Genomic DNA, 16,301 nt, shown 5'->3' on the forward strand with positions numbered 1-16,301 from the left:
CCCCGGCATCGCGCGCTTGGTGAGACCTCCAGGACGACCGCGTCGACCGTCGCGGCCAGGTCCCTGCAGGAAGGCTGACGTTGCTTCAGCGACGGCCTGGCAAGCGCCGTGAAGGCGGGCCTTCGCCCTCTGCGCGTGCGGCACGGCCTGTGGACCGACTGCGCTCCAGGTCGCAGTCTCTCTCAGTGCAAACGGCGGTGCGAACTGTCGTACGGTAGGCGCCGAGGTGCAGGTGTTCGCGAACGGGGTGCCATCGGCATGGAGTTGTTCGAGGAGATAGCGGCTGCGCGCGAGGGGCGTGGTGATCCGGGGCGTCTGCTCGGCGAGTTCCGGCGTGCGGCGGTGCTCGTGCCGGTGGTGGACGGCGGGCTGAGGTCGGGGAACGTCAGTGGCATCCGCTGGATCTACGCGTTCACGGACGAGTCGGCACTTGCGCGCTTCGCCCATGCACGAGGCAGCGGTGACGCGGAGTGGGAGTACTTGTCGATTCTCGGCGCACGCCTGCTGGACGCGGTGATTCCCTCGCTCGACGGTCCGACGGGCATCGCCGTGAACGTGGCGGACGAGGACGGCTCGATGATGTTCCCTCCCGTGAGCGGGATCGTTCCGGACAGCGTTGCCGTGGACCTCGCGGCCGGCCGTGGGGAGGTCGCGCCATGAGCGGGAACAAGGACCTCGAGGTGGACCCGGCAGCGATCAAAAAGATCACCGAGGGCCTGCGGGGTGCGGTGGCTGAGCTGCGCGAGATCGGCACGGCGGGTGGCGCCGCGATGGGCGCGGGCTTCGGTGAACTGTCGCTGACAGGTATGGAATCCGGGCATCCCGGGCTCGCGGGCGACTTCGAGGACTTCTGCGAGCGCTGGGAGTGGGGCGTCCGCGCACTGATCCAGGACGCCGGCGATCTGGCCACTCGGACGGGAATCGCGGCGGGCGCACTGTGGGAGGAGGACCAGTACCTCCAGGGTGCGTGGAAGGTGGGGGCGAACTCGCTGTACGGCAATCCGCACGCGAGTGAGGACGACATCGAGAAGAAGGCGTGGGGCGACGTCTTCTCGGCCGATGTCTACGAACCGGACTACAGCGCGGAGTCGGTCCTCAACGCGAGCCAGGACATGCAGCAGACCTGGGAGACCACGGGCGACAAGCTCGAGAACGAGGGAGTGGCCGGCTCGCTCCAGGAGCTCGCCGAGGGGGGCAGCGGCTGATGGGCTGGCGGGACTACGTACCGGACAGCATCGAGGACGCGGGCGAGGATGTCGTCGAGGGTGTCGGCGACGGCATCGAGTGGCTCGGCGACAAGACCGCGGATGTGGCAGACAAGGCCGGCTGGGACGACGGCGCCGACTGGATACGCGACAAGAGCCGCTCTGCCGCGAACCACCTCGGCGCGGACGTCTCCGAGCTGGAGCTGGGCCAGACCGAGGATCCGAAGAAGCTGGTCCACGGCAGCGTGGACAAGATCCGCTCGACGGTCACGCACCTGGAGAAGTTCCAGTCGTCGTTCGACAAGGTCGGCGAGGGGCTCAAGGGCGTGGACGCGGACGCTTTCCAGGGCGAGGTCGCGACCGCGTACCGGGAGGCCTCGGCGAAACAGCCGCCGAAATGGTTCAAGGCCGCCGATGCCTTCTCGAAGGCGGCCGGTGCGATGAGCCGTTTCGCGGAGACGGTGGAGTGGGCGCAGGGCCAGGCCAAGGAGGCCGTCGAGGAGTACAACGCGGCCACGCAGCTGTACGAGGAAGCCCGTACCGCGCACAACAAACGTGTCGACGAGTACAAGAACGCGGTGGAGGCGGAGAAGGACACACTCCCGCCGCGCCCGGGTGACTTCACGGCGCCCGCCTCGGTCAAGGCAAAGGCGAACGCTGCCCAGGACAAGCTCGACGAGGCCCGCCGCCAGCGCAACGAGGCCGCCGAGACGGCTCGTTCCGCGGTGCGAGCGGCCCGCGACGCGGCCCCGCCGAAGCCCTCGTACACGGAGCAGCTCGAAGACGGCTTCGTGGCCACGTACATCGACGGGAACCATGTGGTCGGGGGAGTGATCAAGGGGACGGCGGGCCTGGTGAACTTCGTCCGCTCGGTCAACCCGACGGACCCCTACAACCTGACGCACCCGGCCGAGTTCGCCATGAGCCTGAACTCGACGGCCGCGGGCCTCCTGACGACGGCGAACAATCCCGTCGGTGCCGCGAAGACCATGGTCGACGAGTTCATGAAGGACCCCTCGGAGGGCATCGGCAAGCTCATACCCGAGCTGGTGGGCACGAAGGGCCTCGGTGCCCTCAAGAAGACCGCGTCCGTCGCCAAGCACGTGGACGACATCAAGAAGCCCGGACCGGCCCGGACGGAGCTGAAGAGCCCCGACGGCCCGCAGGACAGGTCGCGCGACGCGAAAACGGAGAAGGTCTGCGAGAAAGACCCCGTCGACGTCGCGACCGGCCGCATGGTTCTGCCGCAGACCGACGTGGTGCTCCCGGGGGCCCTGCCGATGGTCTTCGAGCGCACCTTCGAGTCCTCCTACCGTGCGGGCCGGTGGTTCGGCCCGACGTGGGCCGGCACGATCGACCAGAGGCTGGAGATCGACCCCGAGGGAGTCGTCTTCGTCCGCGAGGACGGCAGTCTGCTCGCCTATCCGCACCCAGCGCCGGGCGTGCCCGTGCAGCCCGAGCACGGCAAGCGCTGGCCGCTCGCCCGGCAGTCGGACGGCTACACCGTCACGGATCCCGCAACCGGCCGCGTCCGGCACTTCACGGACCACCATGACGGCGACGTAGCCCTGCTGACGCAGATCGACGACCGCAACGGGGCCTGGATCTCCTTCGAATACGCCCCGGACGGGACCCCGCTGTCCGCCTCCCACAGCGGAGGCTACGGACTGCACTTCACGTCTTCCGAGGGAAGGATCACCGCGCTGTCCCTCGCGGACGGCACCAGGATCCTCGAATACGGGTACACAGGCGGCCACCTGACCGAGGTGACCAACTCCTCGGGGCGACCGCTGCGTTTCGGCTACGACGAGTACGGCCGGATCACCTCCTGGACCGACACCAACGGCAGGCACTTCGACTACGTCTACGACGAGCGCGACCGCTGTGTGGCCCAGTCGGGTGCCAACGGGCACTTCAGCTCGCGCTTCGCGTACGACGAGCACGGCACGACACTGACGGACGCCGCGGGCCACCAGAGCCGCTACCTCGTCGACGACCGACTGCAGGTCGTGGCGGAGACCGACGCCACGGGCGCCACCACCCGATTCGAGCGGGACCGCTACAACAGGCTGCTCGCACGCACCGATCCTCTGGGGCACACGACCCGTATCTCCTACGACAGCGTCGGCCGGGTCGTGTCCGTCGCCCGCCCGGACGGCCGGCAGAGCATTGTCGAGTACGACGAGCTCGGTCTGCCGGTACGGGTGACCGGCGTGGACGGCACGGTGACACGCCAGACCTTCGACGAGCGCGGCAACCGCACGTCGGTGACCGATGCGTCGGGCGCGACGACCCGCTTCTCGTACGACGCGTACGGCCATCTGACGTCGGTGACCGACGCCCTCGGGCACACCAGCACCGTGCGCTGCGACAGGGCGGGCCTCGCCCTCGCGATCACGGATCCGCTGGGGGCGACCACGCGCTATGAACGGGACGCGTTCGGCCGCCCCGTCACCATCACCGACCCGCTCGGGTCGGTGACCCGTCTGGAGTGGACCGTTGAGGGGAACCTGGCGCGTCGCACCGAGGCCGACGGTTCGCAGCAGTCGTGGGACTACGACGGTGAGGGCAACTGCATCCGCCACACCGATGCGATGGGCGGGGTCTCCACGTACGAGTACACGGACTTCGACCTGCTGGTGGCGCGGACCGGGCCGGACGGTGTGCGGTACGAGTTCAGCCACGACATGGATCTCCGGCTGACCCGGGTGACCAATCCGCAGGGGCTGACCTGGGACTACGCGTACGACCCGGCGGGCCGGCTGATATCCGAGACCGACTTCGACGATCGGACCCTGGCGTACGCGTACGACCCGGCGGGGCGGCTGGTGTGCCGGACGAACGGTCTCGGCCAGAGCATCCAGTACGAACACAACGAGCTCGACCAAGTCGTCCGCAAGGACGCCGAGGGCGCCGTCACCACGTACGAGTACGACATCTTCGACGAACTGGCGGTGGCGGCGGGCCCGGACGCGATGCTCACGCGCCTGCGGGATCGTTTCGGCCGACTCAAGTCCGAGACGGTGAACGGCCGCGAGCTGGTTTTCGCGTACGACGGCCTGGGCCGCCGGACCGGCCGGACGACGCCGAGCGGCGCCGTGAGCTCGTGGACCTACGACGCGGCGGGCCGCCGCACGGAGCTGACCACATCGGGGCGGACGCTCACCTTCGAGCACGACGCCGCGGGCCAGGAGCTGGCCCGTCACATCGGTGGGACGGTCACCCTGCGGCACGCGTACGACGCCATGGGCCGCCTCACCGACCAGCACGTGGTGGGGGCGGATCGCAGCCTCCAGCGCCGCGGCTACGCCTACCGCGCGGACGGCAACCTCATCGGCATCGACGACCAGCTCGGAGGCACCCGCCGCTTCGACCTCGACGCGGTGGGCCGCGTCACCGCGGTGCAGGCCGCGAACTGGACCGAGCGGTACGCCTACGACGCGGCGGGCAACCAGACGGAGGCGTCCTGGCCCACCAAGCACCCGGGCCAGGAGGCCACGGGTGCGCGTGCCTACACGGGCACCCTCATCACGCGTGCCGGCAATGTCCGCTACGAACACGACGCGCAGGGCCGCGTGGTGCTCCGCCAGAAGACCCGCCTGTCACGAAAGCCGGACACCTGGCGCTACGAGTGGGACGCGGAGGACCGGCTCACCTCGGTGACCACACCGGACGGCACGGTATGGCACTACCAGTACGACGCGCTGGGCCGCCGCACCGCGAAACAGCGCTTGGCCGACGACGGCGAAACGGTCGTCGAGCAGGTCTCCTTCACCTGGGAAGGCACGAGGCTCTGCGAGCAGACGACCGAGGGCACGGACCTGCCCCACCCGGTCGCGGTGACCTGGGACCACAACGGCCTGCGCCCGATCACCCAGACGGAACGCATCCTCACCGCGGACGCCCCGCAGGAGGCGATCGACGAACGCTTCTTCGCCATCGTCACCGACCTCGTAGGCACCCCGACCGAACTCGTCGACGAGTCGGGGGAGCTTGCGTGGCGCACGCGCAGCACGCTGTGGGGGACGACGACGTGGGCGAAGTCGAGCACGGCGTATACGCCACTGCGGTTTCCGGGGCAGTACTTCGACCCCGAAACGGGGCTGCACTACAACTACTTCCGCCATTACGACCCGGAAACGGCGCGCTACCTCAGCCTTGACCTACTCGGCCTCTCGCCCGCGCCCAACCCCAACACCTACGTTCACAATCCCATTACCTGGGTCGACCAGCTCGGGCTGAGCCCCTGTCCCAACGGGCGGGGTCCCTTCGACTTCCGGGATCCAAGCAGTACCCGTCCACCAAGCACCACGCTGACCGACGCCATGCGAGCCGCACCCAGGGGCTCGGAAATCGACTGTTCGGACATCGCCTCCTTCATAGCCAGGAACGCCAATGGCGAGGGTAAGATCGTGCATTACATCACACACTCCGGAAACGACATCAGGATCCCTGAGCACGGTGGCGAGATCATCGAAGATTATGTCTTTCACGAGGTGTACACGGATGGCCGCTACGCCTACGATCCGACTCTTAGCGCAAATCCGATCCCGCTAGGCGACTATGAGCGAGCTCTTCGACTTTCAAACGAAGGAGAGAAGATCGTGAGAAAGAATGGTGAACACAAAATGCTTCCACCATGGGGGCGTCGTTGACCAGCGTAGATGACTGCTCAGGACTGCCCCCACGTAACCAACGGGCGAAGCAGATCCTGAGCAGGTTCGGTCGAGTGGTTTGGTTCAGGTCACCCACCGAACGGCATCCAGTCTACGGATACCTTCAAGTTGCGTTCGTGGGGTGGCGCTTCGCAGAGCCCCGAGAGAAACTTAAGGCCGTGTTCGAAGACGCGGTACACCAGGCCGATTTACGTGTGGATTGGACCTTTACGTCGACGAGAAATTGGATGATCGTGCCCACTCGCTTGATCGAGGAAGCCGGACGTGACACCCGATACTTCAATGATTCGATGGCTGCCATCAACAGGGAAGATCAGGACTTCTGCGCGGCAACGGCCGAGGATCTTGAAAGGATCCTCCTCACTCTTGAAGCTGCCGATGCCGATGCTTCCTGGGAACCGTAGGCTTCTAGGCATACGCCGAATTTCTCCTGAGGGTGCATCGCCGTCCAGACCGTCTTGCCGATGACACGGTCGGTCGTGCCCCAGGCCGTGGCGAGAGCGTCCACGAGCAGGAGGTCACGGCCCGTGTCGGAGTCCGGGGTCGATGGGCCGCTGTGATGGAAGCACGATCTCAAACATCTTTCGAATGTGGCGCGTGGCGTTCCTCCCTGAAATACTGTCTCCGTCGTCGAAGGTGGCTGGAACGACGAAGGAAAAATTCAGGGAATATGCCCACGCGCTTGAGGCGACTATCGGAGCGATGTGATCTAGAGACAAACGCCTCCTGCACACCTCCCGAGTCAGCACTTCAAACCGGAAACGGATCTGCACAGCAATGGTTTCCGGCATTACGCCCCACGACGGCACGCACCTCGGCCCCGACCTCCCTGCGCGACGCAGGATGCTCCATCCACGGCAGACGCAGGCGCATGACGACGGTCACCGCAGAGCCTGTCCAGCCCAGACCGCTTGCCGATGACGCGATGGCCGTGCCCCAGGCCGTGGCAATCGACCGCGCTCGATACGACGTTCAGTGGGCGGCGCCCGGCATCGCGCCGCGGCTCCCCGTGGACGAGGAGCTCTGGGTGAACCTGCAGGGGGGCGCAGGACCTGATCCGCGCCGTAGCGCCCTGACCGCGATCCGCACCCGCCGACTTCATGCGCAGGATGCCCGGCCTGCCGCCCCGGGCAGTTGAGGGATTAACGAATTTGAGCGAACGCCGGACCCCGTGAGCCACTCCCCGCTAACGTGACCCACCTCACACCTCGTCACGTGCGAAAGGGGGGCACTCGTGACCAATCACCACCCCGGCCCCGGTTGGATTCCGCCCGGCCCACCGCAGGTTCCTCCGCAGCCGCGCGCCGGCATGGCCGACAAGCCCAAGTTCTGGGTCGCCATAGCCGTCACCGCGTTGCTGGCAGGAAGCTGCGGGCTCGGCGTCGGCGCCTCCGGGGAGAGCAGCGCCGACGACAACCGCACCCTGGCCGCCGCGAGCGCGCAGCCCACCACGACGGTGACGGCCACGGTCACCGCCAGCCCTGAAGCTGCCGCTCCCAAGCCGCAGCCGACCGTCACCAAGGAGGTCGAGGTCACGGTCACCGAGACGGTGACCGTGACCGAGCAGGCCGACGCGCCTGCCGAGGCGCCTCCGCCCGACGAGGACAGCGGAGCCGACAGCGTCTACTACGAGAACTGCTCCGCCGCACGAGCCGCCGGCGCGGCACCCGTCCGAGCCGGCGACCCGGGGTACGGCCGCCATCTCGACCGCGACGGCGACGGCACCGGCTGCGAGTGAGGCCACCCCTTTGCCCCGGCTTCCATGGGGACGGCTTGCTCAGTGTCCTTGAGGTGTCGGGGCGAGGCGTGGACCAGGTGCACAGTGCGGCGGGCGTCGTCCACCAAGTAGCGGACCCGCCCGCCGGCCGTCACCTCGTACTCCCACTGGGGATACTCGCGCCCGCCCAGGTTCCGCGTTGCCAGTCGACCACGCAGCCGGTGCTGCCGGTCGGGGTCGGCTTGAGACACAGGATCGCCGCGTAAAGCATCGAAACAGCGCCGTGTAATGCCCGGCGCCTCGGCACTCAACGCCACGCCATGGACTGCGGCATCAACCGGCTCAAGCGTCACCGGGCCGTGGCCCTCAGGTACGACAAGCTCGCGGTTCGCTACGAAGCGACCGTGCTGCTCACAGCCGTCGCATGCTTCGCTGGCATCCAGGGGGCGGCCATCACGGCGAAGGGGCATACTGGCGCGTCAAGGGGTGGGAAGGGGACTTGGGAGGACTCATTAGATGAGTGAAATTTCATCAAGCGATGAGACCCTGCGCCAAGTAATTCGCGCATTGGAGCCTCTCACGTGGTCAGCTGACCACCAGTTGAACCACATTAGAGACCTAGATGTCGGAGTTGACGAGTTGGCGCTGGAATTCGACGACGCCTTCAGACTCGCTCTAGGAAGAGCAGCCCAAGGCGAACTCCCTCAGCAGGTCGTAACACTCTTGACTCCAACGAACGACAAGCTTGAGTCGATGACGACGCAGGGCCTTACCGTGTGGACACCGGAAGCACTCACAGAAGCCCCCGAATGGGTTGAGGTTCGCGCCGAATCAGCTCGAGCTCTGGAGGCTTTGAGGTCCCTGGAGGTCTGACCCGCACACCTGCACCGGTGCCGCAAAACCGACGAGGATCCTCCGGGGTGTGTGTGCCACCGCAGCCTGACTTCCTGGTGCGGGTGGACGAGTTGCTGTGTGCAGGTGGGGTCTCGCACGCAGGTGAGCGGCATCGCCGAGGCTAGGCCCGCCACCGCACTCAGGTACGCGTCCGAACTGATGGACCTCGTCGTCGGAGAGATGCCGGACCTACGGGAGAACCGACGGCAGCGCGTGCGGTACGGCCCGCGCCCCGCCGTCGGCTCCCATCAGGGCCGCGAAGAGCCGGGCCGTGAGGTCGGCGGTCTCTTCACGCTCCCGGTCGTGACGAGCCGTCGTGAGACAGAGGTCCTCGCCGTCACGTCGGGTGATGTGCAAACGGTGAGCCTGGTCGAGCTTCTCGGCGACGCGCTTCGAATTCTCGGTTCGGAATGTCCGAAGTCAACCCTCACAGATACTGTGCGTAGTCGTCCAGCGCCCGCAGCACCTCCCGCTCCCCCGCCGGCGGCAGCTGCAGCACCACCTCCTCCACCCCCAGCTCCGCGTAGTGCGCCAGCTTGCCCGCCGACGGCAGGACCGCATAGGGCACGAGCTGCAACGCCTCAGGGTCGCGGCCCGCCTTCGCCCAGACCTCGCGCAGTACCGGCACGGAGTCCGTCAGGCCGCGGCCGCCGATGGGCATCCAGCCGTCCGCGTACTCGGCGATGTGCGCGAAGAGCTTCGGGCCGGCCGCGCCGCCGACCAGAGTGCGGGGGGCGCCGCCGGTCACCGGCTTCGGGTACGCGTACGACGCCCGTACCGAACCGAAGTCGCCCTTGTACGCGGTCGGTTCGTCCGCCCACAGCGCCCGCATCAAGCGCATCCGGTCGCGGATCAGCTCGCGCCGCGTCGACCACTCGACGCCGTGGTCCGCGGCCTCCTCCTTGTTCCAGCCGAAGCCGACGCCGAGGGTGAATCGGCCGCCGCTGAGATGGTCCAGGGTCGCGATCTGCTTGGCGAGGTCGATCGGGTCGTGCTGGGCGACGAGGGTGATACCGGTGCCGAGGCCGAGGTGCGAAGTGACGGCCGCGGCCTGGCCGAGGGCCACGAACGGGTCGAGGGTGCGGCCGTACTCGGGCGGCAGGTCACCGCCTGCCGGGTACGGGGTGGTCCGTTCGACCGGGATGTGGGTGTGCTCGGGCAGATACAGGCCGGCGAAGCCACGCTCCTCCAGCTCGCGCGCCAGCCGCACGGGCGTGATCGTCTCGTCCGTCAGGAAGATCGTGGTCGAGATCCGCATGCGCGTCCCTCCGTCAGCATCTCTGGTGGCGGCCCAAAGGTATGCCGTACGGTGCCAGATTCCGAGAGTCCGGCAGCAACGGGGGAGTCGAGATCATGATGCGTTTGCGCGTCGCCGCCACGGCGATCGTGCTGTCCGGGGCGCTGGTGGCGGGAGTGCCCGCCGCCTCCGCGTCGTCCACCGGCAGCGCCACCACCGCGACGGCCGTGCGGTACGGGCACGAGTCCGCACCCTCGGCCTGGTCGTCGGCCGCCGAGGCAGGTGCCGGCGAAGCGCGCGTCGCCGCGGCGGGCACCGTCGGTAAGAACCTCGGCGAGAACCACGGCAAGAAGGACCGCAAGAAGGACCGGAAGAAGAAAAAGAAGAAGGGCATGGGCTTCGCGTCCGTGCTGGTCATCGGCGTGCTCATCGGCATCGCGCTGCTCGTCGCCGTCGTGATCCTGCTCAAGCGGCGCAGTGGGAGCGGCGGGGCGCGATAACGCCACACCCTCGAAACCCGCCACCTGCCTGCCCTTGCATCCGGGTTCATCGCCGAGTACCAGGTTTGAGTGCACCACTCCTGTCCCTCTCACCACTCCGGGGAGCCGACGGTATGTGCAACGACGAGCAGCACGGCGATCAGCACGGCGATCAGCGCGGCGAACACTCGATCAGCAGACGCGGCCTGTTCGTGACGGGAGCCGTCACCGCGCTTACCTTGAGCAGCGTGAGCTTCGCCGAGGCAGCAGCCGAGAAGAGCGACACCAAGGTCGTGCGCGGCACCCTCCCGCCCGGCTCCCCCGACTTCGTCCACCTCCCCGTCGAGATCCCCCGCGGCGTCTCGGAGATCCGGGTCTCGTACGCGTACGAGAAGCCGCCCGTCCCCGCGGGCACCCAGGGCAACGCCCTCGACATCGGCATCTTCGACGAGCGCGGCACGGAGCTCGGCGGCGAGGGCTTCCGCGGCTGGTCGGGCGGGGCGCGCAGCGAGTTCTTCATCCGGGGGGACGAGGCGACGCCCGGCTACATCCCGGGGCCGATCCGGGCGGGCACCTGGTACGTCGTCCTCGGCCCGTACACCGTCGCGCCGCAGGGACTCCCGTACACGGTCACCGTCACGCTCACGTACGGCACTCCCGCCAGGACCCCGGCGCCCGTCTACCCGCCCGAACGCGCCAGGGGGCGGGGCCGTGCCTGGTACCGGGGCGACTGCCATCTGCACTCCTGGTACTCGGACGGCCGGCGCACCCCCGCCGAGATCGCCGCCCTCGCCCGCGCGGCCGGACTGGACTTCATCAACAGCAGTGAGCACAACACCCATGCCGCGCATGCCCATTGGGCGCAGGCGGCGGGTGACGACCTGCTGGTCCTTCTGGGCGAGGAGGTCACCACCCGCAACGGGCACGTCGTCGCCCTCGGCACCGATCCCGGCACTTTCATCGACTGGCGCTACCGCGCGCGGGACAACCGCTTCGGCCACTACGCCCGCGAGATCCGCCGCGCCGGCGGCCTGGTCGTACCCGCCCACCCGCACGCCACCTGCATCGGCTGCAACTGGAAGTTCGGCTTCGGCGAGGCGGACGCGGTGGAGGTCTGGAACGGGCCCTACACCCCCGACGACGAGGTGTCACTGGCCTCCTGGGACAACACCCTGGTGGCATCGGCCCGTTCGGGAGGCGGAGGAGGGCGCGGAGGGCGCTGGACCCCTGCCATGGGCAACAGCGACGCGCACCGAGACCCGGACGCCGTCGGCACCCCGCAGACCGTGGTCCTCGCCGACGATCTGACCCGCGAGGCGATCCTCGACGGCATCCGCGCGGGCCGCTCGTACGTCGCCGAGTCGTCTGCCGTGTCCCTGTCCTTCGGCGCGACGGGCGGGCGCGGCCGTCACGCGGGCATCGGCGAGCGGCTGCGTGTCGACGCCGACGATCCGGTGACGGTCCGGCTGGAGGTCACCGGCGCACCCGGCCGCACGGCCAGGTTCGTCACCGACCAGGGTGTGCTGCACACGGCGACGCTCCCGGAGTCGGGCCCGGGCACGGTGGAGTGGCGTACGACGGCGGCGTACGCGGCGTACGTACGGGCCGAGGTCCGCCACGCACCGGTCGTGCCGATCCCGGGCTTCCCCGGGCCGCTGGCCGCGTTCACGAACCCGGTCTTCCTCGGGCATCCCGCGTGACGTGGTCCCCGCATGACGAACGCAATCGCGCGGAAGGGCGGCCACCGCCCCGTCCGATGAAGTGGCCAGGCCGAGGCGGTCGCCGACGGCACGACGTCGACCGGCGGCCACCCGTCCCGTGAAGCGGTGTTCGCCACGGTGCGCGAGGACCGCGCCGGACCGGCCGCGGAGCGGTTGCTCCGCCTCACCGCGGACCCGGCGCCGGTGCGCCGTGAGGCGCTCGATCTGCTGCACAACAGTCTGGTCGGCGACGGTGGCCCCGGGGAAGCGGCGGCGCAGGCTCGGGGACGAGGACGAGGACGAGGACGAGGACAGGGCAGTGCGGTGCCGGGCCGCCGACGTGCCCGTACGGGCAGGGCGGCCGGGCCTCGCGCTCGCCGAGCCGGGCCGCCACGCCCTGGCCGCCGTACCGGCCTTGGACAGCGTCATCGAGCGCCGCAGCCACGGATCCCCGTCCACGAACCGTCCCGGGACGGGGAGACCGAGACGGAGCCCGACGAGATCCTGCCGACCGCGGCCGTACGCGCACGTCGCCGCATCCTGGACGCGGCGGCCGACGAGGCCGGTGGCGGTGGCAATGCCGGTGCCGGTGCCGGTGCCGGTGCCGGTGCCGGTGCCGGTGCCGTAGCAGGCGGGATCGCCGGAAGTCCCGCAGCCCCCGCTCCCGCCGCTGACCGGGTTCGAAGGTCGTGACATGGCGGGTAGGGACGATGGCGGTAATGATCGGCTGCCGGTTCCGCCGTCGTGCACCATGTGCAGCAGCCGAAGTCCGAAGAGCCCTTCAGGAGGACGCATGTCACAGCCCGTCAGCTCCCGCTCCGCCGCGGTGGAGCCCGCGCGGCACCGGCTGGTGGATGTCCCGGGCGGACGCATCCATCTGGTCGAGCAGGGCACCGGCCCCATGGTCCTGATGGTCCACGGGTTTCCCGAGTCGTGGTACTCGTGGCGCCACCAGCTCCCGGTGATCGCGGAGGCCGGCTGTCACGCGGTAGCCATCGACGTACGCGGCTACGGGCGCTCGTCGAAGCCCGCAGAGGTGGACGCCTACCGGATGCTGGCCCATGTCGCCGACAACGTGGCGGTGGTGAAGGCGCTCGGCGCGGAAACGGCCGTGATCGTGGGCCATGACTGGGGCTCGCCCATCGCGGCCAACAGCGCCCTGCTCCGGCCGGATGTCTTCACCGCTGTCGGGCTTCTCAGCGTTCCCTACGCGCCGCGCGGCGGTCAGCGGCCCACCGAGGCGTTCGCGCAGTTCGGCGGGCCCGAGGAGTTCTACATCAGCTACTTCCAGGAGCCCGGCAGGGCCGAGGCGGAGATCGAACCGGACGTCCGGAGCTGGATCGCGGGCTTCTACACCGCTCTCTCGGGCGGCGTGAAGCCGCCGGCCGGCGGCGGGCTGCCCTTCGTCGCTGAAGGCGGCAGGCTCTCCGACGGTTTCCCCGACGGCCCCCTGCCGTCCTGGCTCACCGAGGCCGACCTCGACTTCTACGCGGGCGAGTTCGAGCACACCGGTCTGACCGGACCGCTGAACCGCTACCGCAACGTCGACCGGGACTGGGAGGACCTCGCCGCCTGGGACGGGGAACCGATCGGCCAGCCCGCGCTGTTCATCGGCGGGGAGCACGACGGCCCCACCCAGTGGATGGCGGACGCCATCAAGGCCTTCCCCACCACCCTGCCCCGCCTGGTCTCCTCGCACATCCTGGAAGGCTGCGGGCACTGGGTCCAGCAGGAACGCACGAAGGAGGTCAACGCCCTCCTGGTCGACTGGCTGCGATCGCTTCCGGCCGGTCCGGGCCAGCGCTGAACGCAACGGGACGGTGTCGCCCGTGGACGGCTGACAGCCTCCGAAGCCTCGGATGCAGCCGCACGAAGAAGAAGAAGAAGAAGAAGAAGAAGGAGGAGGAGGTGCTGCGAGGGACGAGGCTTCGCCGGCCGGGGCACCCCCCTGGGAGGACGCCGTGAGCAGCATGACCCCCGATCAGATTCAGCGCATGCACGAAGTGGTGGAGCACCTCTCCGCGTATGCCGAGAACCTGGAGAAGGGCTGGAAGGTGGAGACCACGGACGGGGAGGTCAAGCTCGTCATGATGAGCCAGAATCTGCCTCACACCACCAACATGGACGCCTTTCGTGAGCAGATCAAGGCGCAGACTCCGGGGATCTCGGCGGTCAATGACACCGACATGGCCGACCCGGTCACCGGCCTCGAGAAGGTGCCCGATCTGATGGCCTTTCCCACCGAGGACGTCGACCCTCAGGCCGAGTCCGTCGACCCCCGTGCGGTGCTCCTCGTCGTCGAGATCGTCTCCAAGAGCAACCCCAAGAACGACCTTGTCACCAAGTTGGAGGACTATCCGAGGATGGGTGTCCCCCTCTACGTCGTGGTGGACCCACGCAACGGCACCATCACGGTCCACTCCGAGCCGAAGGACGGCCCCGACGGACTCAAGTACCGCTGCTCCGTGCCGTATGCCTTCGGCGACACCGTGCCCGCCGGGCGCTGGTCGTTCGACACACGCGGGCTCGTGCGCTACCGCTGAACGCCGCTACGGACCCGAGGGGGACGCGGTCTCCACGCGGGCATCGGCGAGTGGCTGCGCGTCGACGCCGACGATCCGGTAACGGTCGGCTGGACGTGGTCCCGTGTTCTCTCGGGTGAGGGCTCAGGCCTCAGTGCCCGTCCCTGCTCAGGCGCATCCACCGTCCGAGCACGGCGGGCACCACGTAGATCAGGGCGAGCGCGCCGAGCACGAGGAAGGGCTGCAGGATGGTGAGAAGACCACCGACCAGGCCCTCGAAGAACGACGTGGTGCCCGCCCGGCCGTCACGGAGCGACTCATAGAGTTGATCTTCGTCGTACCGGCTGACCGCGTACGAGCCCTGGACGGTGAAGAACCCCAGCGTCAGCCAGTAGAACTGGCTCAGCCGGAACCACCTGGCGCGGTCCTCCTGGTTGCGAGCCACCGCCAGCCAGAAGGCGAGCGCGGCCAGGCCAGTCACCACAAGCAGCCGGATCCAGGCCATGGCGGTGGGCAGGGTCAGGACGATCAGGACGGAACTGAGCGCCAGCGGTGCGAGCCAGGCCAGGCCGATGGCCGGCCGGCCGACGAGTCCCTGGTGGATCCAAGGTCCCGGTACCGCCCGACCGGGCTGTGTCGCTGCTCCCGGCCTTCCGGGCCTTCCCGGCGGTGTCGACGGGCCGGACGGACCCGAAGAGCCCGACGGTCGCGGAGGAGGGCCCCACTGCGGGGTGCCCGGCGGCGGGGTACCGGGCGCCGTCCTGGGCGGAGGGGGCGGTGGCGGTGTCCCGGGGCCTGACGGTCCGGGCCCCTGGGTGGGGGCGTCGTGGAACCCCGGACGGCCGGCGTTCGGGTCAGGCCGGGTCCAGGAGCCCGGATGCGCCCCCGCCTCCCTCTTCTCGCGCGCTTCCCGCGCCTCTTGCGCCTCCTGCGCCTCCAGGTTCAGGAGTTCCTCGGACCTACGGGCGATGAGCGACGCCACCGGCGCCGGCAGCCAGGTGTCGTTCGTCGTGTCCTGCGCCCGCGCCTGTACGGCGAGCTGGGCCGCGTCCGGTCTGCGGTCGGGATCCGGGTCGAGGCAGTGCTGGATCATCACGGCCAGGGCCGGGTCCACCCCCGGGAGTTGGCCCGCGACGGTGCCACGGTGCGGGACCTGGCCGCCGGCCGCGAAGGCCAGGGTCAGCCCGTAGCTGTAGATGTCGCTCGCCGTCGTGATCCGCTCCCCGTACGCCTGCTCGGGCGACATGTAGGCCGGGGTTCCGATACGCGCGCCGCTCATGGTCAGCACGGTGTCGAGTGCCACGTGCACGATCCCGAAGTCGATGAGCCGGGGCCCGGCGGTGGCGAGCAGGACATTGGACGGTTTGAGATCGCGATGGACGAGGCTCTCGCGGTGCACGTGCTCCAGCGTTTCTGCGAGATCGGCGGCGAACCGCCACAGCGCGTCCGCGGGCAGCGGCCCGAAGGTGTCCACGGCGTCCTGGAGCGAGGGGCCTGGCACGTACTCCGAGGCGTACCAGGGATGCTGCTCATCGACTCCGGCGTCCACCACCGGCACCGTGCCGGCCCCGGCGACGCGCCGGACGACGTCCACCTCGCGCCGGAAGCGGTCGCGGAAGCCGGGAACGGACGCCATGTCGGCGTGGATGAACTTGAGCGCCACGGACCGGCCGCCCGCGTTCCGCGCGAAATAGACCCGGCCCATTCCCCCCTCGCCGAGCCGCCGCAGGATGCGGTACCCGCCGACCGCGCGGGGGTCCCGCGCATCCAGAACTTCCACCGGCCGCCCCCGAATACCTGCCCGATGTCGACAACGCTGCATTCTCACATGCCAGTTGCACGTACATGCGCCACCTTTTCGCAGCGCTCGG

The 16,301-nt window shown here is 69.1% G+C and carries 13 protein-coding genes; 10 read left to right on the forward strand and 3 right to left on the reverse strand.

Features of this window, described 5'->3' with window-relative positions:
* The first annotated feature begins 258 nt into the window (after positions 1 to 258).
* The 6 genes from ACFU5O_RS18130 (at position 259) to ACFU5O_RS18155 (ending at position 8,471) form a co-directional block, all read left to right on the forward strand.
* On the forward strand, positions 259 to 660 hold the full coding sequence (locus ACFU5O_RS18130) for an SseB family protein (protein ID WP_384241381.1): 402 nt from the start codon (positions 259 to 261) through the stop codon (positions 658 to 660).
* Complete coding sequence (locus ACFU5O_RS18135) at positions 657 to 1,205, forward strand: hypothetical protein (protein ID WP_384241384.1); 549 nt, start codon at positions 657 to 659, stop codon at positions 1,203 to 1,205. Before ACFU5O_RS18130 ends, ACFU5O_RS18135 begins: the two co-directional genes overlap by 4 nt.
* On the forward strand, positions 1,205 to 5,860 hold the full coding sequence (locus ACFU5O_RS18140; protein WP_384241386.1) for a putative T7SS-secreted protein: 4,656 nt from the start codon (positions 1,205 to 1,207) through the stop codon (positions 5,858 to 5,860). The genes ACFU5O_RS18135 and ACFU5O_RS18140 overlap by 1 nt, the downstream gene beginning before the upstream one ends.
* A gap of 179 nt (positions 5,861 to 6,039) precedes the next feature.
* Positions 6,040 to 6,285, forward strand: coding sequence for a hypothetical protein (locus ACFU5O_RS18145; RefSeq protein ID WP_384241388.1), 246 nt, complete (start codon positions 6,040 to 6,042; stop codon positions 6,283 to 6,285).
* Between the two features lie 830 nt (positions 6,286 to 7,115).
* Positions 7,116 to 7,619, forward strand: a complete 504-nt coding sequence (locus ACFU5O_RS18150) for an excalibur calcium-binding domain-containing protein (protein WP_384241390.1) — start codon at positions 7,116 to 7,118, stop codon at positions 7,617 to 7,619.
* Positions 7,620 to 8,114: 495 nt separating this feature from the next.
* Positions 8,115 to 8,471, forward strand: a complete 357-nt coding sequence (locus tag ACFU5O_RS18155) for a hypothetical protein (protein ID WP_384241393.1) — start codon at positions 8,115 to 8,117, stop codon at positions 8,469 to 8,471.
* A gap of 210 nt (positions 8,472 to 8,681) precedes the next feature.
* Here ACFU5O_RS18155 and ACFU5O_RS18160 read toward each other — a convergent pair whose 3' ends face one another.
* Together ACFU5O_RS18160 and ACFU5O_RS18165 are read right to left on the reverse strand one after the other, a co-directional pair.
* The gene (locus tag ACFU5O_RS18160; protein ID WP_384241395.1) at positions 8,682 to 8,849 is read right to left on the reverse strand and encodes a hypothetical protein; all 168 of its coding nucleotides are present in this window, start codon (positions 8,847 to 8,849) and stop codon (positions 8,682 to 8,684) included.
* Positions 8,850 to 8,919: 70 nt separating this feature from the next.
* Positions 8,920 to 9,750, reverse strand: a complete 831-nt coding sequence (locus ACFU5O_RS18165) for an LLM class F420-dependent oxidoreductase (protein ID WP_384241397.1) — start codon at positions 9,748 to 9,750, stop codon at positions 8,920 to 8,922.
* A 95-nt stretch (positions 9,751 to 9,845) separates the two neighbouring features.
* Here ACFU5O_RS18165 and ACFU5O_RS18170 point away from each other — a divergent pair, with 95 nt between their 5' ends.
* The 4 genes from ACFU5O_RS18170 (at position 9,846) to ACFU5O_RS18185 (ending at position 14,451) form a co-directional block, all read left to right on the forward strand.
* On the forward strand, positions 9,846 to 10,229 hold the full coding sequence (locus ACFU5O_RS18170) for a hypothetical protein (RefSeq protein ID WP_384241399.1): 384 nt from the start codon (positions 9,846 to 9,848) through the stop codon (positions 10,227 to 10,229).
* 113 nt (positions 10,230 to 10,342) lie between these two features.
* On the forward strand, positions 10,343 to 11,908 hold the full coding sequence (locus ACFU5O_RS18175; RefSeq protein WP_384241401.1) for a CehA/McbA family metallohydrolase: 1,566 nt from the start codon (positions 10,343 to 10,345) through the stop codon (positions 11,906 to 11,908).
* Positions 11,909 to 12,701: 793 nt separating this feature from the next.
* On the forward strand, positions 12,702 to 13,715 hold the full coding sequence (locus ACFU5O_RS18180) for an alpha/beta fold hydrolase (RefSeq protein WP_384241403.1): 1,014 nt from the start codon (positions 12,702 to 12,704) through the stop codon (positions 13,713 to 13,715).
* Between the two features lie 163 nt (positions 13,716 to 13,878).
* The gene (locus ACFU5O_RS18185) at positions 13,879 to 14,451 is read left to right on the forward strand and encodes a Uma2 family endonuclease (protein ID WP_384241705.1); all 573 of its coding nucleotides are present in this window, start codon (positions 13,879 to 13,881) and stop codon (positions 14,449 to 14,451) included.
* 130 nt (positions 14,452 to 14,581) lie between these two features.
* Here the strand turns inward: ACFU5O_RS18185 and ACFU5O_RS18190 are convergent, their stop codons facing one another.
* Complete coding sequence (locus ACFU5O_RS18190; RefSeq protein ID WP_384241406.1) at positions 14,582 to 16,210, reverse strand: serine/threonine-protein kinase; 1,629 nt, start codon at positions 16,208 to 16,210, stop codon at positions 14,582 to 14,584.
* Positions 16,211 to 16,301: the final 91 nt, after the last annotated feature.

Origin of the sequence: Streptomyces sp. NPDC057445, assembly GCF_042802855.1 — a bacterium.
GTDB lineage: Bacteria > Actinomycetota > Actinomycetes > Streptomycetales > Streptomycetaceae > Streptomyces.